Consider the following 21638-nt stretch of genomic DNA (forward strand, 5'->3'; position numbering starts at 1 on the left):
GCTCCTAGGAGGTGCGGACCGTGACCTGGGCGGCCAGCTCGCGCAGCTCCCTCACGCCCTCCGTGCGGAGCGGCGCGTCGGGGAGGACCGCGATCGCCGCGGCCACCTCCTGGTCGATGCGCTCCTCGAGCCGCTCGAGGGCGCCGCTGCCCGCGATGATCTCCTGCGCCCGCGCGATGGACGCCGCGTCGGCGTCGCTCCGGCCCACGACCGCGTCGAGCTCGGCCCGCTCGCCCGGCGAGCACGCGCCGCGGGCGAGGCCGAGCAGCACGGTGCGCTTGCCCTCCCGCAGATCGTCGCCGGCCGGCTTGCCCGTCACTGCCGGGTCGCCGAAGACTCCGAGGACGTCGTCGCGCAGCTGGAAGGCGATCCCGACCGGGAGCCCGAATCGGCGCAGGGCGTCCAGCTGAGCGTCGTCGCCGCCGGCGAGGGAGCCGCCGATCACCAGCGGCGCCTCGATGCTGTACTTCGCGCTCTTGTAGACCACCACCCGCTCCGCCCGCTGCAGGTGCTCGTGCTCGGGGTGCTGCACCCACGCGCTCTCCTCGAGGATGTCGAGGTACTGGCCCAGCGTGACCTCGGTGCGCATCAGGTTGAACTCCGCGCGCGCGCGCTCGGCTGCGACTCGATCCCCGAGCGACCACTCCGCCGCGGCGAAGATCTCGTCCGACCAGACCAGGAGGAGGTCGCCGAGGAGGATCGCGGAGGAGCGGCCGAACTCGTCGCGGTCGCCGGTCCAGCCGCCGTCGGCGTGGAAGGAGGAGAAGCGCCGGTGGGCCGCGGGAGCGCCGCGGCGGGTGTCGGAGTTGTCGATCACGTCGTCGTGGACGAGGGCGGCGGCGTGGAACAGCTCCAGCCCGGCGCCCACCCTCGCGATCGGATCGGAGCCGCTCGGATGGGCCTCGCTCGAGGTGCTCGACACCGCGTTCCAGCCCGCCTCGCAGAAGCGCGCGCGGAACCGCTTGCCCCCGCTGAGAAAGTCCCGCGAAAGGTCGCCGAGGGCGGAGACGTCCTCTCCTATGGAGCGCAGAATTGGCGTGCGCCCGGTGAGGAATTCATCGATTCGGAGCTGGACGCGATCGACCAGTCGAGAGCTGTGGTTCACCCGACCAGCCTATGCACCGAAGGTGCCTGGTGCCTGCGTCGGGCTCGGTCTACACTGAAGCGCCGCCCGACCGGTCGAGCCCAGACGCCGCCTATTCCGGTGCCGATCCCCGAAAGGGTCGACGCCGCACCCTGAAGGGGTCACGATGCCGCTTTCGGAACACGAGCAACGGCTCCTCGATGAGATGGAGCGGAACCTCTACCAGAACGACGCCGATTTCGTGGCGGCGGTCGGCAAGGGGCGCGGCGGCACCAACTACCGGGCCCTCGTGCTCGGCATCCTGCTCGGGATCCTCGGTCTCGCCGTGCTCGTCGCGGGCGTGGTCGTGCGCCAGCCCCTCGTCGGCATCCTCGGGTTCGCCTTCATGCTCGGCGGCGTGATCGTGGCCATGCGCCCGGCCGACGGCGGCTCCGCCGAGCCCGGCCTGCCCGACGTCGGCCGTCCGTCGAAGCCCCGCTCGGGCAACCGCCAGGGGTCCGGCTTCATGGACCGACTGAACGACAGATGGGACAACCGCGGAGACGGGCGCGGCTAGCCCCCCCCCTCCGCTCCACCACAGGGTCGATCCTCACGGATCGGCCCTTTTTTCGTGCCCGCGGCCTCCCTCCCGCGGCCTTTCCCCTCCACTTCGCCCCACTGTCGCGATTCCGCGGAAACACGCGGATGACCGGGGCCTCTCCGGCGCGCCCCGCGCCGCGCCGGGGTTGTGAGTGGGGGGAAGTGGAGTACTGTGGAGGACACACCATCCTTGGCCGGAAGAAGTGGGGGGCAGTCCGTGTTCCTCGGCACCTATTCCCCCAAGCTCGACGAGAAGGGCCGCGTGATCCTCCCCGCCAAGTTCCGCGACGAGCTCTCCTCCGGAGTCGTCGTCACGCGCGGCCAGGAGCGGTGCCTGTACGTGTTCAGCCAGGCCGAGTTCGAGGTGATGCACGAGAAGATCCGGCAGGCGCCGGTGACCAGCAAGCAGGCGCGGGACTTCCTCCGGGTGTTCCTCTCGGGCGCGAGCGCCGAGACGCCGGACAAGCAGAACCGCGTGACCCTTCCGGCTCCGCTGCGCGCCTACGCCGGCCTCGACCGCGACCTCACCGTCATCGGAGCGGGCAACCGCGCCGAGATCTGGGCGCAGGGCGCCTGGGAGACCTACCTGCAGGAGCAGGAGTCCGTGTTCTCCGACACCCAGGAGGAGGTGATCCCCGGCCTGTTCTAGATCCTGTCGCGCGACTCCCAGCCACTCGGCGCCCGGACGCACCTTCCCCGGTGTCCGGACGCGAGGTGGATGGGGATCGGACGACAGGAACGGGAACGGCGGGACCGCCATGGCAGAGAACACTCCGAAGGGCGCTCCGCGCCCGACCGAGGAGCGGCACCTCCCGGTGCTGCTCGAGCGCTGCGTCGAGCTCCTGGCTCCGGCGCTGGAGCGCGACGGGGCGGTCGTCGTCGACGCGACGCTCGGCATGGGCGGGCACTCGCTCGCGCTGCTCGAGCGCTTCCCCGGCCTGCACCTCGTGGGCCTGGACCGCGACCCCGAGGCGCTGCAGCTCGCGGGGGAGCGGCTCTCCGCCCACGCCTCCAGGATCGACCTCGTGCACGCCGTCTACGACGAGCTGCCAGACGTGCTCGACGAGCTGGGCATCGACACGATCGACGGTGCGCTCTTCGACCTCGGCGTCTCCTCGCTCCAGCTCGACGAGACCGAGCGCGGGTTCTCCTACTCCAAGGACGCGCCGCTGGACATGCGGATGGACTCGACCGCCCCGCTCACGGCGGCGAGCATCCTCGCCGACTACGACGAGACCGCCCTGCGCCGCATCTTCCACGAGTACGGCGAGGAGCGCCTCGCCGCGCGCTACGCCAAGAAGATCGTGGAGGCCCGTCGCGAGGCTCCGCTGGAGCGCTCCGGCCGTCTCGTCGAGATCATCCAGGCGGCGACCCCGGTCGCGATCCAGCGGAACGGCCACCCCGCCAAGCGCGTCTTCCAGGCGCTGCGGATCGAGGTCAACCAGGAGCTGTCCGTCCTCGAGCGGGCGATCCCCGCCGCGCTGGGCCGGATCAACGAGGGCGGGCGGATCGTCGTCGAGGCGTACCAGTCGCTCGAGGACCGGATCGTCAAGCGCGCGCTCCAGGCCGCGTCCTCCTCCACCGCCCCGGCCGGCCTCCCGATGGAGCTGCCGGAGCACCGACCCGAGTTCCGACTCGTCATCCGCGGAGCCGAGCTCGCCTCCGACGACGAGAAGGCCCGCAACCCCCGAGCGACACCCGTGCGTCTGCGCGCGGCCGAGAGGATCAGGAGCACCGCATGAGCGCCACCGCCGTCATCGACCCCGCCGTCATCGACACCGCCCGCCGAGCACGCCCCGAGGAGGAGGCGCCCCGCCCCCGCATCGAGGCCGTCCCGGCCGGTCAGGCGCAGTCGCGCCCGAAGCTCGTCTACGGGATCGTCGCCGTCGCCGGCCTCTTCGCGATCATCGTCGTCCAGCTCCTGGTGAGCGTCGGCCTCTCGCAGGGGGCCTACCAGATCTCGGCGCTGCAGACCGAGCAGAAATCGCTCACCCGCAGCAACGCGGAGAAGCAGGACGCCGTCGACACGCTGAGCTCGCCGCAGAACCTCGCCACCGCCGCGCAGGGCCTGGGAATGGTCGCCAACACCGCGCCGGTCTACCTCCGCCTCTCGGACGGCGCCGTGCTGGGCGACCCCTCCTCCGCCGCGTCGAGCGAAGTCGCGGGCACCGCCTCCGCGCCGCTCGTGCCCAACGCCCTCGTCCCGGCTCTCCAGCCCGGCGCGAGCGCGTCCTCCCCGGCTGTCGACGGCGCGGCCGTACCGTTGCAGGGCGAGCTGCCCGCGCCCATCACGCACTGACGCACGGCGTCGCGGTCCGCCTCCGTGCGGGCACCCGCCCCGCGGGGCGCACGACGACCATCCGGACCCGACGAACGGCGGCCCGCCCGCCCGGAGCAAGAAGGACACCGCCGCAGTGAGACACCACCGCTCGAGCAGACGCCGCACGGCCGTCACGTTCGTCATCATCGTCGCCGTCGTCGGACTCTTCATCGGCAAGCTGGTGGACATCCAGATCGTGCGGGCGAACGAGCTCACCGATGCGGCCGCCCAGAACCAGTCGAACAGCGTCGTCACCTACGGTCAGCGCGGCCCCATCGTGGACCGCTCCGGGACGGTGCTCGCGGACACCACCACGCGCTACCGGCTGACGACCTCGCCGAAGAACGTGGCCGAGTTCCCGCGCGAGCTGGGCGAGGACCAGAAGGTCATGGTCAGCGTGCAGCAGGCCGCCTCCGAGATCGGCGCGATCACCGGGCAGTCGGTCGAGCAGATCACCGGAGCGGTGGACGCCGCGCTCGCGAAGGACGCGAAGGCCAACTACCTGATCCTCTCGGAGGGGCTCGACCTCGAGGCCTACCAGAAGCTCGTCGCGCTCGACATCCCGTGGACCTACTTCGAGACCCAGCAGGGACGCAGCTACCCCAACGGCGCGGTGGCCGGCAACCTCGTCGGCTACGTCGGGGCGGACGGAGCGGCCCAGGAGGGCATGGAGTACGCGGAGAACACCTGCCTCGCGGGGCAGAACGGGTCCGAGAGCTACGAGCGCAGCGCCGACTACGTCCGGATCCCGGGCAGCACCGTCTCGGAGACCCCGGCCGTCGACGGCGGGACGCTGAAGCTCACCATCGACTCCGACCTCCAGTACTACTCCCAGCAGGTCCTCTCGCAGCGCGTCGCCGAGGTCGGCGGCAGCTACGGGATCGTCGTGGTGCAGGAGGTCAAGACCGGCAAGCTGCTCGCCGTGGCCGAGACGCCGACCGTCGACCCCAACAACGTCGAGGCGAGCGCCTCCGCCGACCGCAGCTCGCGCGCGTTCCGCGCGCCGTTCGAGCCGGGCTCGACCTTCAAGCCGATGACTGCCGCGATGCTGATCGACCAGGGCCAGGCGGGCCCGACGACCCAGGTCGTCGTCCCGGACTCCTTCGAGAAGGACGGCGCCTCGTTCAGCGACGACTTCGCGCACACCCCGACGAACTACACGCTGACCGGCATCCTCAAGGACTCGTCGAACGTCGGCATCTCGATGCTCGGCTCCCGCCTGTCGGCCCAGACCCGCTACGACTACCTGCAGAAGTTCGGTCTCGGCACGCCCACTACGAGCGGCTTCCCCGGCGAGGAGGGCGGCCTGCTCGCCGACTACCAGGACTGGGACAACCAGACGAACTACACGACGATGTTCGGCCAGGGCGTCTCGGCGACCGCGGTGCAGGTCGCGAGCATCTACCAGACGCTCGGCAACGGCGGAGTGCGGCTCCCGTCGCAGCTGATCGACGGCTGCACCACGGCCGACGGCTCCGTCGTGGACGTCCCCGATGCGACGGGCACCCAGGTGGTGTCGAGTTCGGCCGCGAAGCAGGTCGTCGACATGCTGCAGACGCACTACAACGAGGGCTGGCTGGCGAACGACATCCACGTCGACGGCTACAACATCGCCACCAAGACCGGTACCGCGCAGCAGCCCGACGGCAAGGGCGGCTACTCGAAGAGCTACACCGTCTCGCTCGCCGGGCTCGCGCCGGCGGAGGACCCGGAGTACGTCGTGACGGTCACCATCGCCGATCCGGTTAAGATGAACACGTCCCAGGCGACGGCTCCCGTCTTCCAGCAGGTCATGACCCAGGTGCTCAAGACCAACCGGGTGGAGCCGTCCACGGTGCCGCCCGTCGAGTACCCGACGACGTGGTGAGCCCCGCCGGGACCACGATCCACGCACCAGAACGAGAGAAAGAGCGGGCAGTGCACGACCCTCGCCCGCAGTCCTCCCTCCGCCCCGAGCACCCCGTGCCGCGGAGCCTCTCGCAGCTCGTGGCCGAGTTCTCCCTCGGCCCGGTCCGCGGCCTCGAGGGCGTCGAGGTGAGCGGAGTCACGCTGGACTCGAACCAGGTCGAGTCCGGAGACCTCTACGTCGGTGTCGCAGGACGCCGTGCCCATGGCGCGGCCTTCGCGTCGGCCGCCGCGGCGTCCGGAGCCGTCGCCGTGCTGACCGACCCGGCCGGAGCGGAGCTCGCCGCCGACAGCGGCCTGCCCGTGCTGGTGACCCCCGACCCGCGGGCCGCCCTCGGCGACGTCGCCGCGTGGATCCACCGCACCCGCGAGGACGTCCCGACGCTCTTCGGCGTGACGGGGACCAACGGCAAGACGAGCGTCGTCTACATCCTCGACGCGCTGCTGCGCCGGCTCGGAGTCGTCTCCGGCCTCAGCTCCACCGCCGAGCGCCGGATCGGCGACGTCGCCGTGGTCAGCTCGCTGACCACTCCCGAGGCGAGCGAGCTGCACGGCCTGCTCGCGCGGATGCGCGAGTCCGCCGTCCGCGCGGTCTCCATCGAGGTGTCGGCGCAGGCGCTCACGCGGCACCGGATCGACGGCCTCGTCTTCGACGTCGTCGGCTTCACGAACCTCAGCCACGACCACCTCGACGACTACTCCGATCTGCGCGAGTACTTCGAGGCCAAGGCCGACCTCTTCGAGCCGGAGCGCGCACGCCGCGGCGTCGTCACGGTCGACAGCGCCTGGGGGCGCGAGCTCGCCGAGCGCAGCCGCATCCCCGTCGCGACGCTCGCCGGCTCGCCGGTCGTCGGAGTCGCCCCGACGACGCCCGCCGACTGGTCGATGACGGTGCTGGACGCGACGCCCGACAGCACCACCTTCCGCCTGGAGGGGCCCGAGAACCGCTCCGTCGTCGTCACCGTCTCGCTGATCGGCTGGTACATGGCGTCCAACGCCGCGCTGGCGATCGTGATGCTGGTGGAGTCGGGCTTCGACCTGGACGCCGTCGCGCACGCGCTCGAGGACAGCCGTCTCGACGTCTACATCCCGGGCCGCGCCGAGCTCGTCTCGGGGGAGCGCGGACCGCGCGTCTACGTCGACTACGGCCACACCCCCGACGCGTTCCAGAACGCGCTCGAGGCGCTGCGGTCCATCACGCCCGGCCGCCTGTTCATGGTGTTCGGGGCGGACGGGGACCGCGACACGACCAAGCGGAGCGACATGGGCGCCATCGCCGCCCGCCTCGCCGACGTCGTGGTCGTCACCGACTTCCACCCGCGCTGGGAGGATCCGGCCGCCATCCGCGCCGCGCTCCTCCAGGGCGCCCGGGCCGCCGTGCCCGACCGGGAGATCCACGAGATCGCCGACCCGCGCGCCGCCGTGCGCGCCGCCGTCGCCCTCGCGCGCGAAGGGGACTCGATCCTCTACGCCGGGCCCGGCCACGAGGACCACCAGGAGATCGCAGGAGTGCACATGCCGTATTCGGCCAGAGACGACGTCCGTCACGCGCTGCGCGAGGCGGGCTGGCTGTAGATGATCGCCCTCACCCTCACCGAGATCGCCGAGGCCGTCTCCGGACGCCTCCACCTGGCCGGCTCGTCCGCCACGGCCGCCACCGTGATCGACGGAGCGACCGAGACCGACTCCCGCGAGATCGCGCCCGGCGGGATCTTCGTCGCCAAGCGCGGCGAGCACACCGACGGCCACCTCTTCGCTCCCGCCGCTCTCGAGCGCGGTGCCGCGCTCCTCATCGTGGAGCGCCCGCTCGACCTCGACGTGCCGCAGGTCCTCGTCGACGACTCCGTCGAGGCGCTCGGAGCGCTGGCGACCGAGGTCGTCCGGCGCGTCCGCGCGAAGGGCGGGCTCACCGTCATCGGCGTCACCGGCTCGAACGGCAAGACGACGACCAAGAACCTCCTCCGCACCGTCCTCGAGCGGGTCGGCGAGACGGTCGCTCCGCGCGGATCCTTCAACAACGAGGTCGGCGCGCCGATCACGATGCTCCAGGTGTCCGAGTCGACGCGCTTCCTCGTCGCCGAGATGGGCGCGAGCGCGGTCGGCGAGATCCGCCGCCTCGTCCGGATGGCCAGGCCCGACGTCGGCGTCGTCCTCGCCGTGGGCCTCGCGCACGCCGGCGAGTTCGGCGGGATCGAGCGCACGCTCGAGGCCAAGACCGAGATGGTCGCCGACCTCACCGCCGACGACGTCGCCGTGCTGAACGCCGACGACGGCCGGGTCGCCTCGATGGCGGGCCGCACCGCCGCCCGGGTCCTCTGGTTCGGCCGCGGCGAGAGCGCGGACGTCCGCGCCGTCGACATCGACGCGACCGCCGACGGCACCCGCTTCGCCATCGAGGTCTCGGCGGGGGAGGGCCGCGAGGCCGCCCGCGCCGAGCTCCTGCTGCGCGTCCTCGGCGAGCACCACGTGATGAACGCCCTCGCGGCGACCGCCGCCGCGCTCTCGGTCGGAGTGGCGCTGCCCGCGATCGTCGAGGCGCTCGCGACCGTCACCCTCGCCGAGCGCGGCCGCATGGAGGTCCTGGGCGGCGAGGACGTCCGCGTCATCAACGACGCGTACAACGCGAGTCCCGACTCCACCGCGGCCGCCCTGCGCACCCTCGCCCAGATCGCGAAGCCCGGGGGGCGCACCGTCGCCGTCCTGGGAGAGATGAGCGAGCTCGGCGAGTGGGCCGACGAGGAGCACGAGCGCGTGGGCCTGCTGGCCGTCCGCCTCAACATCTCCCAGATCGTGGTGGTGGGCCGAGGCGCCCGCCGGATCCACGTCGCGGCCGAGCGCGAGGGATCGTGGAGCGGCGAGTCCGTCTTCGCGGAGACCTCCGACGAGGCGTTCGACCTCCTCGAGGACTACCTGCGACCCGGCGACACCGTGCTGGTCAAGTCGTCCAACTCCGCGGGGCTGCGCTTCCTCGCCGACCGTCTCGGGGAGCGTCACCGATGAGGGCACTCCTTCTGTCCGGCGCGTTCTCGGGAGCCTTCACGCTCCTGATGACGCCCCTGTTCATCCGCCTCTTCCACCGCCTGCAGTGGGGCCAGTTCATCCGCGAGGACGGACCGAAGTCGCACCACGTCAAGCACGGCACGGCGACGATGGGCGGCATCGTCATCATCATCGGCACCGTGGTCGGCTACTTCCTCGGGATGCTGTTCGGCAACCGGGCGATCGCGCCGTCGGCCCTGCTGGTGCTCTTCATGATGGTCGGGCTCGGACTCGTCGGCTTCGTCGACGACTTCCTGAAGACCCGCAACCAGCGCAGCCTCGGCCTCGGCGGCTGGGCGAAGATCGCCGGCCAGGTCATCGTCGCCGCGGCCTTCGCGGTGATCGCGATCATGGTCCGCGACTCCAACGGGCTCACCCCCGCGTCCACCTCGATCTCGTTCATCCGCGACCTGCCGTTCGACTTCGCCTCCCTCGGCTGGATCGGCATCGGCCTGTTCGTGCTGTGGATCTGCATCATCGTCACCAGCACGTCGAACGGCGTGAACGTCGCCGACGGGCTCGACGGACTCGCCACCGGGTCCTCGATCCTCGCGATCGGCTCCTACGTCATCATCGGGTTCTGGCAGTCGAACCAGTGGTGCTTCGACCAGCACCTCAACCCCGAGGTCGTCGACAAGTGCTACCAGGTGAGCGACCCGTTCGACCTGGCCATCATCGCGGCGGCCGTCTCCGGTGCCCTGGTGGGCTTCCTCTGGTGGAACACCTCGCCGGCGCAGATCTTCATGGGCGACACCGGCTCGCTCGGCCTCGGCGGCGCGCTCGCGGCCCTGGCGATCCTCACCCGCACCGAGCTGCTGGTCATCCTCATCGGCGGCCTGTTCGTCATCGTGACCGGCTCGGTCATCCTCCAGCGGATCTACTTCAAGCTGACCCGGGGCAAGCGCATCTTCCTGATGAGCCCGCTCCACCACCACTTCGAGCTCAAGGGCTGGGCCGAGATCACCGTCGTGGTCCGGTTCTGGATCATCGCCGGCATCTTCGTCGCCGCCGGAGTCGGGCTCTTCTACCTGGAATGGCTGTCGCTGGCATGACCGATCCCGCCCGTCCCGACTCCCTCCGCAGCTGGCACTCGGATTGGCGCGGCCTGCGCGTCGCCGTGCTGGGCCTGGGCGTCACCGGGTTCTCGGTGGCCGACACCCTGACCGAGCTCGGCTCCGAGGTGCTGGTCCTCGCCGACCGCGCCGACGAGGAGCGCGAGCGCCTGCTCGAGGTGATCGGCGCCCGCCTGCACCGGGCCGACCGCCTCGACTCCGCTCCGGAGGAGCTGCACGCGTTCGCACCGGAGCTGGTCGTGGTGTCGCCCGGCTTCCGGCCGACGCACCCGATCCTCGTGTGGGCGGCGGAGTCCGGGATCCCCGTGTGGGGCGACGTCGAGCTCGCCTGGCGTGTCCGCGACAAGGTCGTGCGCGCCGACGGCACTCCGGCCGACTGGGTGGCCGTCACCGGCACCAACGGGAAGACCACGACCGTCCAGCTCACGGCGACGATGCTCGTGGCCGGCGGCCTCCGCGCCGCCCCCTGCGGCAACATCGGCGTGCCCGTGCTCGACGCGGTCCGCGACCCGCAGGGCTTCGACGTCCTCGTCGTGGAGCTCTCGAGCTACCAGCTGCACTACCTGGGCGCGATCGAGCCGATCGCGAGCGCGTGCCTCAACATCGCCGACGACCACCTCGACTGGCACGGCTCGTTCGACGCCTACCGCGCGGCCAAGGGCAAGGTCTACGCCGGCACCCGCGTCGCCTGCGTGTACAACCGCGCCGACGCGGCGACCGAGCAGATGGTGCTCGATGCCGAGGTGGTGGAGGGCGCCCGGGCGATCGGGTTCGGCCTCGGCGTGCCCGGCCCGAGCGACTTCGGGATCGTCGACGGCATCCTCTGCGACCGCGCCTTCCTCGAGGACCGCCGCACCAGTGCCCTCGAGATCACCACCGTGGACGAGCTCGCCGCACGGAACCTCGCCGCTCCGCACATCGTCCAGAACGTGCTCGCCGCGGCAGCGCTCTCCCGAGCGTGCGGGATCGAGGTCACGGCCGTCCGCACCGCGCTGGCGTCCTTCGAGCTCGACGCCCACCGCATCCAGGTCGTCGCCGAGCACGACGGGGTGACCTGGGTGAACGACTCCAAGGCCACGAACCCGCACGCCGCCGACGCCTCGCTGCGCGCGTACCCGTCGGTCGTCTGGGTCGTCGGCGGCCTGCTCAAGGGCGTCGACGTGGACGCCCTCGTGGCCGCGCACGTCGGCCGCCTGCGGGGCGCCGTGGTGATCGGCGCCGACCGCTCGGCGCTGCTCGCGGCATTCCGACGACACGCGCCCGCCCTCCCCGTGAGCGAGGCGGTGCCGGACGACACTGGTGCGGTGATGCAGGCGGCCGTCGAGGCGGCCGCGACGCTCGCCCGCTCGGGGGACGTCGTCCTGCTCGCACCCGCCGCGGCCTCGATGGACCAGTTCCTCGACTACGCGGCTCGGGGCCGCTCCTTCGCGGCCGCCGTGGCGACACACCTGGGAGGGGGAGCCGATGACCGCTCCGACGACGAGCCGCCCCGCGGGCCGCTCGCGCACTGAGCCGCGCGGGAAGGACCGGAGCGGGGCCCGCTCCGCGCGGATCGTCCTCTCGAAGGTCTTCGCCTCCCACTCGCCGAACTTCTACCTCCTCTTCGGAACCACGCTCTTCCTGGTGCTGTTCGGACTGACGATGGTGCTCTCCTCCTCGTCGGTCACCTCCTACGTGTCGAGCGACGACTCCTTCGGGGGCTTCCTGCGCCAGGGCGGGTTCGCCCTCCTCGGGATCCCGATGATGCTGGTGGTCTCGCGGCTGCCCCTCGGCGTGTGGAAGCGCGTGACGCCGATCCTGCTCATCGCCGGCTGCGTCCTCCAGTGCCTCGTGCTCTTCACACCGCTCGGCGACTCCGTCGGCGGGAACCGCAACTGGATCCGCCTCGGCGCCTTCAGCATGCAGCCCTCCGAGATCATCAAGCTCGCGCTCGCCCTCTGGCTGGGGCTCCTGCTCGCCCGCCGCTACCGGTCGCCGAAGGACTGGAAGGACGCGCTCATCCCCGTCCTGATCGTCGGCGGCGCGGCGATCGGACTGGTCCTCATCGGAGGCGACCTGGGCACGGTCGTGATCATGGCGGGCATCGTCCTCGCCGCACTCTTCTACGCGAACGTCCAGATGAAGGTCCTCGTGCCGATCGTGGTGGTCGGCGCGATCGGAGCGGTGCTGTTCGCCGTCTCCAGCGACAACCGCCTCACCCGGATCATGTCCTTCCTCGGCGACTGCTCCAACGTCGAGGAGTACCAGAACTCGTGCTGGCAGCCGGTGCACGGCACCTGGGCGATGGCCTCCGGCGGGATCTTCGGCGTGGGCCTCGGCAACTCCAAGGCCAAGTGGTCCTGGCTGCCCGCCGCGGACAACGACTACATCTTCGCCATCATCGGCGAGGAGCTCGGGCTGATCGGAGCGATCGTCGTCCTGGCGCTGTTCGTGGTCCTCGCGGTCGCCTTCTTCCGCGTCATCCACGCGTCCTCCGATCCGTTCGTGCGGATCAGCACCGGCGCGATCATGGTCTGGCTGATCGGCCAGGCGTTCGTCAACATCGGCGTGGTCCTGGGGGTGCTCCCGGTGCTGGGGGTCCCGCTGCCGCTGATCTCCTCCGGAGGCACCGCCCTGCTCAGCTCGCTCCTCGCCATCGGCGTCGTCCTCTCCTTCGCCCGTACCCAGACCGCGCCCCTGCCCGGCGCGGGCGTGCTGCGCCGCAGGAAGGCGGCGGCGGAGTGACCCGCTACCTCCTCGCCGGCGGCGGCACCGCCGGCCACGTCAATCCGCTGCTCGCGACGGCCGACGAGATCCGCAGGCGGAACCCGGACGACGAGGTGCTCGTGCTCGGCACCGCCGAGGGGCTCGAGGCCCGCCTCGTCCCCCTCCGCGGCTACGAGCTCTCGGTGATCCCGCGGCTGCCGTTCCCGCGCCGTCCGAACGCGGCTGCGCTGCGGTTCCCCGGAGCCTTCCGTGCGACCATCGCCGGCATCGTCCGGACGATCCGCGACCGGCGGATCGACGCGGTGGTCGGCTTCGGCGGGTACGCGGCAGCACCCGCCTACCTGGCGGCGCGCCGCGCCGGCGTCCCCTTCACCGTCCACGAGGCCAACGCGCGCCCCGGGCTCGCCAACCGCCTCGGCGCGCGCGCGACCCGCTCGGTCGGCGTGGCCTTCGAGGGCACGCCCCTGCCGCACGCGCGGGTCGTCGGCATGCCGCTGCGCCGCGAGATCGCCGAGCTCGACCGGGCCGCGCGCCGCGACGAGGCGATGGCGGCGCTGGGCCTCGACCCGTCCCGGCAGACCCTCCTGGTGACCGGCGGCTCCCTCGGCGCTCGACGGATCAACGCGACGGTGCACGCCGCCGCCCGGGATCTCGTCGCCACCGGCTTCCAGGTCCTCCACATCACGGGCGACCGCGCCGAGATCACGGACCCGGGGGTGGCCGGCTACCACCTCCTCGCCTACTGCGACCGGATGGACCTCGCGCTGTCCGCCGCGGACGTGGCCGTCTCCCGCGCGGGGGCAGCGACGGTCAGCGAGCTGACAGCCCTCGGCCTGCCCGCGGTCTACGTCCCGTACCCGGTCGGCAACGGCGAGCAGCGCTACAACGCGCGCGGCGTCGTCGACGCCGGGGGAGCGGTCCTCGTCGAGGACGCCGCCTTCCTCCCCGGCTGGGTCCAGCGGGAGCTCGTACCGCTCCTGGGCGACACCGCCCGTCGCGACGAGATGGCGCGCCGGGCCGCCCGCGTGGGAGTCCGCGACGGCTCCGGGCGGCTCGTCGACCTGATCGAGTCGACCCCCTCCGAGCCGCGCTGAGCCCGCTCCGCGCGGCTCGGGAGAGCACTCCCGCCCACCGTCTACACTGATCCGGCGCACCGCGGGAGGCCCCTCCCGCCCGCCGCGACCCACCCGAAAGCGAGAGCCCCGTGATCAAGCCCGACCTCGGCATCACCGTCCCCGACGAGCTCGGCTCGGTCCACTTCATCGGCATCGGCGGCTCCGGGATGAGCGGGATCGCCCGGCTGTTCCACCACGCCGGGCACCGGGTCACCGGTTCCGACGTCCGCGAGTCCCACCCCATCGAGCAGCTGCGGGAGCTCGGCGTCCCGGTCGCCATCGGCCACGACGCGGCGAACCTCGGAGACGCCGAGGCGGTCGTCGTCACCTCCGCCCTGTGGCCCGACAATCCGGAGTACCTGCTCGCGAAGGAGCGCGGCCTGCCCGTGCTGCACCGCTCGCAGGCCCTCGCCTGGCTGGTGCGCGGCAAGCGCCTGGTCGCGGTCGCCGGAGCGCACGGCAAGACCACGTCGACCGGGATGATCGTCACCGGCCTCCTCGGCGTCGACGCAGACCCCAGCTTCGTCAACGGCGGCATCATCGAGAGCCTCGGCACCTCCTCCGCCGCCGGCTCCGGCGAGGTCTTCGTCGTCGAGGCCGACGAGTCGGACGGCAGCTTCCTCCTGTACGACACCGCGGTCGCCCTCATCACGAACGTCGACCCGGACCACCTCGACCACTACGGATCGCTGGAGGCGTTCGAGGAGGCCTTCGTCACCTTCGCCTCCTCCGCGAGCGAGCTCGTCGTCATCTCCTCCGACGACCCCGGCGCCGTCCGCGTCACCGAGCGGCTGGACGGCGGACGGGTGCTGACCTTCGGCGAGGCCGAGGGGGCGGACGTCCGCGTCGTCGACCTCGACCTCGTCGGCCCCGTCGGCTTCTCGGTCGAGTACGAGGGCAGGCGCTACTCGGCCCGCCTCCGCATCCCCGGCCGGCACAACGCGATCAACGCGGCCGGCGCGTTCGCAGTGCTGGTGGGCCTGGGCTTCGATCCGGCCGTCTCGCTCGAGGCCGTGTCGGCGTTCGGAGGCACGGAGCGCCGCTTCGAGCTGCACGGAGCGGTCCGCGGAGTCAGCGTCTACGACGACTACGCCCACCACCCCACCGAGGTGGCCGCCGTCCTCTCCGCCGCGCGCACCGTGGTCGGCGAGGGCCGCATCATCGCCGTGCACCAGCCGCACCTCTACAGCCGCACCCGCCTCTTCGCCCGCGAGTTCGCCGAGACGCTCGAGCGCTACGCCGACGAGACGATCGTCCTCGACGTCTACGGGGCGCGCGAGGATCCGGAGCCCGGAGTGACCGGAGCGCTGGTCAGCGAGAATTTCGCCGACCCGTCGCACGTCTCGTTCGTCCCGGACTGGGCCGAGGCGGCCCGCCTCACGGCCGGCATCGCGCGCGAGGGCGACTTCGTCATCACCCTCGGCTGCGGCGACGTCTACCGGATCATCCCGCAGGTGCTCGAGTCGCTCGGCGCGAGCGAGGCCGCGCCGGTCGCACGATGACCGCGGTCCTCGCGCCCGAAGCGGGGGAGCGGCCGTGAAGCGGCCCGACGGCGGGCGCCCTCCGGCACCCGGTCGGAGCGTTCCCACGCGCGGCGGCGAGCCGGAGCCGGACACCGAGCCGATCCGGATCGTCACCGCGATCCGCGTGGACCCGGAGCCGGCCGAGCGCACTCCGTGGCGCGCGGGCGCGGTCCGCCGCACGCTCTCGGGCCTGCGCCTGCCCGGAGCCGAGAACCGGGCCGTCTCCCGGGCCGCCCGCGAGCGGAGGCGCTACGAGCGGGGGGAGGTCCGCCGCTTCACGAAGCGCGCGCGTCGGCGCCGCCTGATCGCCCTGGTCGTGGCCGGGTCGCTCGTCGCCCTCGCCCTGATCGTCGGAGTCGCGGCCTTCTCGCCGCTCATGGCCGTGCGCACGATCGAGATCTCGGGCACCCAGCGCGTCGACGCCGCCGCCCTGCAGAGCGAGCTCGACGACCAGCTCGGCGTCCCGCTCACCCTGGTGGACCGGGACGAGGTCGGCCGCGTGCTGGGCGCGTCCCCGCTCATCCAGAGCTACTCGGTGCAGACCCGGCCGCCGAGCACCCTCGTGGTGTCGATCGTCGAGCGCACGCCCCTCGGCGTGATCGCGGCGGGGGGCCGCTTCGAGCTCGTGGACGCGGCCGGAGTCGTCATCGAGACGGCGGACTCGGCGCAGCCCGGCTACCCGGTCCTCACCACCGCGTCCGGCGACGCCTCGGGAGCCGGCTTCCGCGCGACCGCGCGGGTGCTGCGCTCCCTGCCCGCGTCGCTCGCTCCGCAGGTGACGGCCGCCACGGCCACGACCGGCGACGACGTCTCGCTCACCCTGCAGAACGGCACGGAAGTCGTCTGGGGCGGGTCGGACGAGTCGGCGCTCAAGGCCGTCGTGCTCGAGAAGCTGATGGCCGCGACCGACCCCGCCGTCGTCGGCACCTACGACGTGTCCTCGCCCCAGGCCGCCGTCGTGGCGCCCCGGCCCTGACCGGCGGCGGATCCGCGCGTTCTTTCGAGCGTTGCGGGCGTGTCTGCTGGGAGCGCGACCGGACTCCGCCTACCGTCGGAGCCGAACCCCAAATGCATACTCAGCATAACTTTAAGCCTCAACTACAGGTTTAAGGTTCAGCCCGGAGGCCGGAGACGTGACTTCAAACCAGAACTACCTCGCCGTGATCAAGGTCGTCGGCATCGGCGGTGGCGGCGTCAACGCCGTCAACCGCATGATCGAGCTCGGCCTGCGCGGTGTCGAATTCATCGCGATCAACACGGACGCCCAGGCGCTCCTGCTCAGCGACGCCGACGTCAAGCTCGACGTGGGCCGCGAGCTGACCCGCGGACTCGGCGCCGGCGCCGACCCCGAGGTCGGCCGCCGCGCCGCCGAGGACCACGCCGAGGAGATCGAGGAGGTCCTCGCGGGGGCCGACATGGTCTTCGTCACCGCGGGCGAGGGCGGCGGCACCGGCACCGGCGGCGCGCCCGTCGTCGCGCGGATCGCCAAGTCGATCGGCGCCCTCACCATCGGCGTCGTGACCAAGCCCTTCGGGTTCGAGGGACGCCGTCGGCAGACGCAGGCCGAGGCCGGCGTCGCGACGCTGAAGAACGAGGTCGACACGCTCATCGTCGTCCCGAACGACCGCCTGCTCGAGATCAGCGACCGCGGCATCTCGATGCTCGAGGCCTTCGCGACCGCCGACCAGGTGCTCCTCGCCGGCGTCCAGGGCATCACCGACCTGATCACCACGCCCGGCCTGATCAACCTCGACTTCGCCGACGTGAAGTCGGTCATGCAGGGCGCGGGCTCGGCGCTGATGGGCATCGGCTCGTCGCGCGGCGCCGATCGCGCGATCAAGGCGGCCGAGCTGGCCGTCGCCTCACCGCTGCTCGAGGCCAGCATCGACGGCGCGCACGGCGTGCTCCTCTCGATCCAGGGCGGCTCGAACCTCGGCATCTTCGAGATCAACGACGCGGCGCGCCTCGTCCAGGAGGCGGTGCACGCCGAGGCGAACATCATCTTCGGTGCCGTGATCGACGACACGCTCGGCGACGAGGTGCGCGTCACCGTCATCGCCGCGGGCTTCGACGGCGGAGAGCCGGGCGGGACCGCTCAGGCCGCGATCGCCCAGCCGCGCCAGCAGCAGAGCTCGGCGAGCGAGTCGGCCGCCGAGCCCGTCCCGGCTCCCGCCGCCGCCCCTGCGGCCGGCTCGATCTGGTCGAGCACCCCCGTCGCCGCCCCGGCCCCTGTCGCCGACCCGTCCTTCGACGACGACGACAGCGACCTGGACATCCCCGACTTCCTCAAGTAGTCGTGCCGGATCCGGAGCTGGCCGCGCGCTGGGCCGAGGTCTCCGAGCGGGTCGCCGACGCGACCCGCTCGGCCGGTCGCGAGGCGTCCTCGATCACGACCATCGTGGTGACCAAGTTCCACCCCGTGTCGCTGCTCCGCGACCTCCTCGAGCTGGGCGTCGTCGACTTCGGCGAGAACCGGCACCAGGAGGCGCAGGAGAAGTCGGCCGAGCTGGCGGAGACCGCTGCGCGCTGGCACTTCATCGGGCAGCTGCAGAGCAAGAAGGCGCGCCAGGTGCGCCGCTACGCCGACGCGGTCCACTCCGTCGACCGGCTCGCGCTCGTCCCGCTGCTGGAAGCGGGGGAGGAGCCGCTCGACGTGTTCCTGCAGGTCAACCTCACCGAGGATCCCGACCGCGGGGGAGCGTCGCCCGCCGACGTCGAGCCCCTCGCCGAGGCTCTCGCCGGGGCGCCCGGCCTCACGCTGCGCGGCGTGATGGCGGTCGCTCCGCTGGACGAGGAGCCCCGTCCGGCGTTCGCCCGGCTCCGGTCGATCTCCGACCGCGTGCGCGCCGTCGAGCCCTCCGCCACGGCGATCTCGGCGGGCATGTCGAACGACTTCGCCGAGGCGATCGCGGAGGGTGCGACACACCTGCGAATCGGATCGGCAATCACCGGAGAACGCCCCGCCCGCACCTAACCTCGTGGTGACCCACCTGTGGGAGCACACACGACACGGAGGACACCCCATGGCCAACCCGCTGAAGAAGACGATGGTCTACCTCGGACTCGCCGACGAAGAGGTCGAGTACGAGCGCGCAGAGCCCGTCGAGGCGGCCCCGGCGACGGCCCACCGCGCACCGGTCTCCCCGGTGCAGCCCGTCCCTCCCGTTGAGCCGGTGCAGCAGCCCCGCGCGACGGTCACCCCGCTCCGCAAGCCCACCCCCCAGACCCCGAAGGCGACGGCACCCGCCGAGATGAACGAGATCCTCACCGTCCACCCGAAGCAGTACCGCGACGCGCAGGTCATCGCGGAGAACTTCCGCGACGGCATCCCCGTGATCATCAACCTCTCGCAGATGAGCGATGCGGACGCCCGCCGCCTCATCGACTTCGCGAGCGGACTCTCGCAGGGCCTCTACGGCCGCATCGAGCGCGTGACGAGCAAGGTCTTCCTGCTCTCGCCGTCGCACATCACCGTCGCCGGCGACTCCGCCTCCGCCGAGAGCGACGCCGACGCGTCGTTCTTCGCGAAGTCCTGATCCCGGGGAGCCCTGGCCCCCGGTGACCTCCGTCGTCTCGCTCCTCGGGAGCGTCCTGTACTTCGTGCTGCTGCTCTACTTCTTCGCGATGTGGGCGCGGTTCGTGCTCGACCTCGTCCGCGTGATCCGACGCGACTGGCGCCCCCGCGGTGCCGGCCTCGTCGCCGCGGAGGGCGTCTACACCGTCACGGACCCGCCGATCGGCTTCTTCCGACGCCTGATCAAGCCGGTCTCGATCGGTCCGATCGCCCTCGATTTCGGCTGGAGCCTCACCATGCTCTGCGTCATCGTGGGCATGTACATCGCCACGTGGCTCCAGCGCGCCTGACCGTCCCTGTATCGTTGGCACGTCCGGACGTTCCCCGCGGTGTCAGCACTGCGCCGTGCGCCTGAAGTTGCTAGCTTTAGTCGCGCGTTGTTAAACGTGTACCTACTTGAAATCGAAGGTGGAAAGCCATGGCGCTCACTCCCGAAGACGTTGTCAACAAGCGGTTCCAGCCGACCAAGTTCCGTGAGGGATACGACCAGGACGAGGTCGACGACTTCCTCGACGAGGTCGTCGTGGAGCTTCGCCGCCTGAACCAGGAGAACGAGGAGCTTCGTCAGCGCCTCTCCTCCGGCGACAGCCGCCCCTCGGACGCCCGAGTCTCCGACGCCCCGCGCGAGAGCACTCCTGCTCCCGCCCCGGTGGTCGATGAGGCACCCGAGCCGGAGCCGCAGCCCGAGCCCGAGCCCACCCCGGCTCCCGCACCGGTCGTCGCTCCCGTCAGCTCCTCGCAGTCGGCTCCGGTCGACGAGGCCGAGAGCTCCAGCGGACTCCTGCAGCTCGCCCGCCGCCTCCACGAGGAGCACGTGCGCGAGGGTGCCGAGAAGCGCGACGCGCTCGTCGCCGAGGGTCGTGCCACGGCCGCCCGCATCGTCGCCGAGGCCGAGGCCAAGCAGCGCCAGCAGGTCGCGAAGCTCGAGGAGGAGCGCGCGACGGTCGAGCACCGCATCGACGAGCTGCGCACCTTCGAGCGCGAGTACCGCCAGAAGCTGAAGAGCTACATCGAGGGCCAGCTCCGCGACCTCGACACCCAGCCGGCGTCGACGGAGTCCTCGCTGTCGGGCTTTGGGGCGTAGTCCCGCCGCAGCGGACGTCAGGCCGAGGGTGCTCGTCACCCTCGGCCTCGTCGCGCTCGCGGTCTTCGCGATCGATCAGACCGCGAAGTTCCTGGTCACGACGAACCTGACCCTGGGCGAGGACGTCCACGTCCTCGGCGACGTCCTGATCCTGCACTACGTGAAGAACCCGGGTGCCGCCTTCTCCCTCGCGAGCGGGTCGACCTGGATCTTCTCGATCATCGCGGCGTGCGTCGTCGTCGCCGTGATCTGGTTCTCGCGCCGGATCCGCTCCACCGCGTGGGGCGTCTTCTTCGGCCTGCTGCTCGGCGGCACCCTCGGCAACCTCTTCGACCGGCTGTTCCGAGAGCCCTCCTTCGGGCTCGGACACGTCGTCGACTTCCTCTTCACGCCGTGGCTGCTCCCGGCGATCTACAACGTCGCCGACATCGCGATCTGCACGGCGATGGCGCTGTTCGTCCTCCTGAGCGTGCGGGGCGTCGGCCTCGACGGCACCCGCGAGCGCGCGGGCCGCGACGAGCAGGAGCAGGTCGTGTCCGAGGACGGCGCTCCCGCCGCCCCCGGAGCGGGCGCCCCCGCAGCGGCATCCTCCGTCGAGGAGGCGGCCCGCGACGCCGACCGCCCCGGCGGACGCTGATGGCGCAGTCCCGAGAGCTGCCGGTCCCGGACGGGCTCGACGGCCTCCGCGTGGACGCGGCCGTCGCGAAGCTGCTCGGCTTCTCGCGCACCTTCGCGGCCGAGGTCGCCGAGGCGGGCGGAGTGAGCGCCGACGGACGGGTCCTCGACAAGAGCGACCGCGTGCGCGCCGGCACCTGGCTGAGCGTCGAGTGGAGCCCGCGCGAGGAGCCGCGGATCGTGCCGATGGCGGTTCCCGGCCTCGGCATCGTGCACGACGACGACGACATCGTGGTGATCGACAAGCCCGTCGGAGTGGCCGCGCACCCCGCGGTGGGCTGGGAGGGGCCGACGGTGCTCGGCGCCCTCGCCGCCGCGGGCTTCACCGTGTCGACCTCCGGTGCGGCCGAGCGCGCGGGCATCGTGCACCGGCTCGACGCCGGCACGAGCGGCCTCATGGTCGTCGCGAAGTCCGAGCGCGCCTACACGCACCTCAAGCGCGCGTTCCACGACCGCACGGTCGAGAAGGTCTACCACGCGGTCGTGCAGGGCCACCCCGACCCGCTCGCCGGGACGATCGACGCCCCGCTCGGCCGCCACCCGTCCTCGGACTGGAAGTTCGCGGTCCGCGCCGACGGCAAGCCCTCGGTGACCCACTACGAGACGATCGAGGCCTTCCCGTTCGCCTCCCTCCTCGAGATCCACCTCGAGACCGGCCGCACCCACCAGATCCGCGTGCACATGGCCGCCCAGCGCCACCCGTGCGTCGGCGACGCGATGTACGGCGCCGATCCGACCCTCTCGAAGCGGCTCGGCCTCACCCGCCAGTGGCTCGACGCGGTCCGGCTCGGCTTCACCCACCCGGGCTCGGGGGAGTGGGTGCAGTTCGAGGCGTCCTACCCCGAGGACCTGGTGCACGCCCTCGAGGTGCTGCGCGGGGAGTGATCCGCGCTCTCCCGGCCGGACCCGAGTCCGGCGCGGTTAGACTTCTTCCCGCCGTGTCCACGGGCCCTCCCTTGTC

The 21638-nt window shown here is 71.9% G+C and carries 21 protein-coding genes; 20 read left to right on the forward strand and 1 reads right to left on the reverse strand.

The window, feature by feature from the left end; all coding sequences use genetic code 11:
• Positions 1–4: 4 nt before the first annotated feature.
• Positions 5–1105 carry a polyprenyl synthetase family protein gene (locus GSU40_RS06865; protein WP_160034214.1) on the reverse strand — a complete coding sequence of 367 codons (1101 nt, stop codon included), beginning with the start codon at positions 1103–1105 and terminating at the stop codon, positions 5–7.
• 145 nt (positions 1106–1250) lie between these two features.
• On the opposite strand from GSU40_RS06865, the gene GSU40_RS06870 reads away from it, so the two are divergent.
• From GSU40_RS06870 to GSU40_RS06965, 20 genes are all read left to right on the forward strand, one after another.
• The gene (locus GSU40_RS06870; protein WP_160034216.1) at positions 1251–1640 is read left to right on the forward strand and encodes a DUF3040 domain-containing protein; all 390 of its coding nucleotides are present in this window, start codon (positions 1251–1253) and stop codon (positions 1638–1640) included.
• A 240-nt stretch (positions 1641–1880) separates the two neighbouring features.
• Entirely contained in the window at positions 1881–2312 is a 432-nt protein-coding gene (gene mraZ, locus GSU40_RS06875) for a division/cell wall cluster transcriptional repressor MraZ (protein ID WP_104222586.1), read from the forward strand.
• Positions 2313–2421: 109 nt separating this feature from the next.
• Positions 2422–3405, forward strand: a complete 984-nt coding sequence (rsmH, locus tag GSU40_RS06880) for a 16S rRNA (cytosine(1402)-N(4))-methyltransferase RsmH (RefSeq protein ID WP_104225374.1) — start codon at positions 2422–2424, stop codon at positions 3403–3405.
• Entirely contained in the window at positions 3402–3962 is a 561-nt protein-coding gene (locus GSU40_RS06885; protein WP_104222588.1) for a hypothetical protein, read from the forward strand. The genes rsmH and GSU40_RS06885 overlap by 4 nt, the downstream gene beginning before the upstream one ends.
• A 115-nt stretch (positions 3963–4077) precedes the next feature.
• Positions 4078–5850, forward strand: coding sequence for a penicillin-binding protein 2 (locus GSU40_RS06890; protein WP_244229623.1), 1773 nt, complete (start codon positions 4078–4080; stop codon positions 5848–5850).
• A 50-nt stretch (positions 5851–5900) separates the two neighbouring features.
• Entirely contained in the window at positions 5901–7463 is a 1563-nt protein-coding gene (locus GSU40_RS06895; RefSeq protein WP_104222589.1) for a UDP-N-acetylmuramoyl-L-alanyl-D-glutamate--2,6-diaminopimelate ligase, read from the forward strand.
• On the forward strand, positions 7464–8888 hold the full coding sequence (murF, locus tag GSU40_RS06900) for a UDP-N-acetylmuramoyl-tripeptide--D-alanyl-D-alanine ligase (protein WP_104222590.1): 1425 nt from the start codon (positions 7464–7466) through the stop codon (positions 8886–8888). It begins immediately after the preceding gene.
• On the forward strand, positions 8885–9979 hold the full coding sequence (gene mraY, locus GSU40_RS06905; RefSeq protein WP_104222591.1) for a phospho-N-acetylmuramoyl-pentapeptide-transferase: 1095 nt from the start codon (positions 8885–8887) through the stop codon (positions 9977–9979). The genes murF and mraY overlap by 4 nt, the downstream gene beginning before the upstream one ends.
• A complete protein-coding gene (gene murD / locus GSU40_RS06910) occupies positions 9976–11511 on the forward strand; it encodes a UDP-N-acetylmuramoyl-L-alanine--D-glutamate ligase (RefSeq protein ID WP_104225371.1) in 1536 nt (511 codons plus the stop codon). Before mraY ends, murD begins: the two co-directional genes overlap by 4 nt.
• Positions 11465–12724: a putative lipid II flippase FtsW gene (ftsW, locus tag GSU40_RS06915; RefSeq protein ID WP_104222593.1), complete on the forward strand. Its 1260-nt coding sequence runs from the start codon at positions 11465–11467 to the stop codon at positions 12722–12724. Before murD ends, ftsW begins: the two co-directional genes overlap by 47 nt.
• On the forward strand, positions 12721–13800 hold the full coding sequence (gene murG / locus GSU40_RS06920; RefSeq protein ID WP_160034218.1) for an undecaprenyldiphospho-muramoylpentapeptide beta-N-acetylglucosaminyltransferase: 1080 nt from the start codon (positions 12721–12723) through the stop codon (positions 13798–13800). The genes ftsW and murG overlap by 4 nt, the downstream gene beginning before the upstream one ends.
• Positions 13801–13910: 110 nt before the next feature.
• Positions 13911–15323 carry a UDP-N-acetylmuramate--L-alanine ligase gene (gene murC / locus GSU40_RS06925; protein ID WP_160034220.1) on the forward strand — a complete coding sequence of 471 codons (1413 nt, stop codon included), beginning with the start codon at positions 13911–13913 and terminating at the stop codon, positions 15321–15323.
• 34 nt (positions 15324–15357) lie between these two features.
• Complete coding sequence (locus tag GSU40_RS06930; RefSeq protein WP_160034222.1) at positions 15358–16320, forward strand: cell division protein FtsQ/DivIB; 963 nt, start codon at positions 15358–15360, stop codon at positions 16318–16320.
• A gap of 157 nt (positions 16321–16477) precedes the next feature.
• Positions 16478–17638, forward strand: coding sequence for a cell division protein FtsZ (gene ftsZ / locus GSU40_RS06935; RefSeq protein WP_104222597.1), 1161 nt, complete (start codon positions 16478–16480; stop codon positions 17636–17638).
• Positions 17639–17640: 2 nt separating this feature from the next.
• Entirely contained in the window at positions 17641–18318 is a 678-nt protein-coding gene (locus GSU40_RS06940; RefSeq protein ID WP_160034224.1) for a YggS family pyridoxal phosphate-dependent enzyme, read from the forward strand.
• A gap of 49 nt (positions 18319–18367) precedes the next feature.
• On the forward strand, positions 18368–18880 hold the full coding sequence (gene sepF / locus GSU40_RS06945) for a cell division protein SepF (RefSeq protein WP_104222599.1): 513 nt from the start codon (positions 18368–18370) through the stop codon (positions 18878–18880).
• Positions 18881–18902: 22 nt separating this feature from the next.
• Entirely contained in the window at positions 18903–19208 is a 306-nt protein-coding gene (locus GSU40_RS06950; RefSeq protein WP_258059242.1) for a YggT family protein, read from the forward strand.
• Positions 19209–19336: 128 nt separating this feature from the next.
• Positions 19337–20002 carry a DivIVA domain-containing protein gene (locus tag GSU40_RS06955; RefSeq protein WP_104222600.1) on the forward strand — a complete coding sequence of 222 codons (666 nt, stop codon included), beginning with the start codon at positions 19337–19339 and terminating at the stop codon, positions 20000–20002.
• Between the two features lie 28 nt (positions 20003–20030).
• Positions 20031–20639 (forward strand): signal peptidase II, encoded by a 609-nt coding sequence (lspA, locus tag GSU40_RS06960; RefSeq protein WP_104261661.1) that lies wholly within the window; start codon positions 20031–20033, stop codon positions 20637–20639.
• Complete coding sequence (locus GSU40_RS06965) at positions 20639–21562, forward strand: RluA family pseudouridine synthase (RefSeq protein ID WP_160034226.1); 924 nt, start codon at positions 20639–20641, stop codon at positions 21560–21562. The genes lspA and GSU40_RS06965 overlap by 1 nt, the downstream gene beginning before the upstream one ends.
• The last annotated feature ends 76 nt before the right edge of the window (positions 21563–21638 follow it).

Origin of the sequence: Rathayibacter sp. VKM Ac-2805 (genome assembly GCF_009834265.1) — a bacterium.
In the GTDB taxonomy this organism is placed as follows: domain Bacteria; phylum Actinomycetota; class Actinomycetes; order Actinomycetales; family Microbacteriaceae; genus Rathayibacter.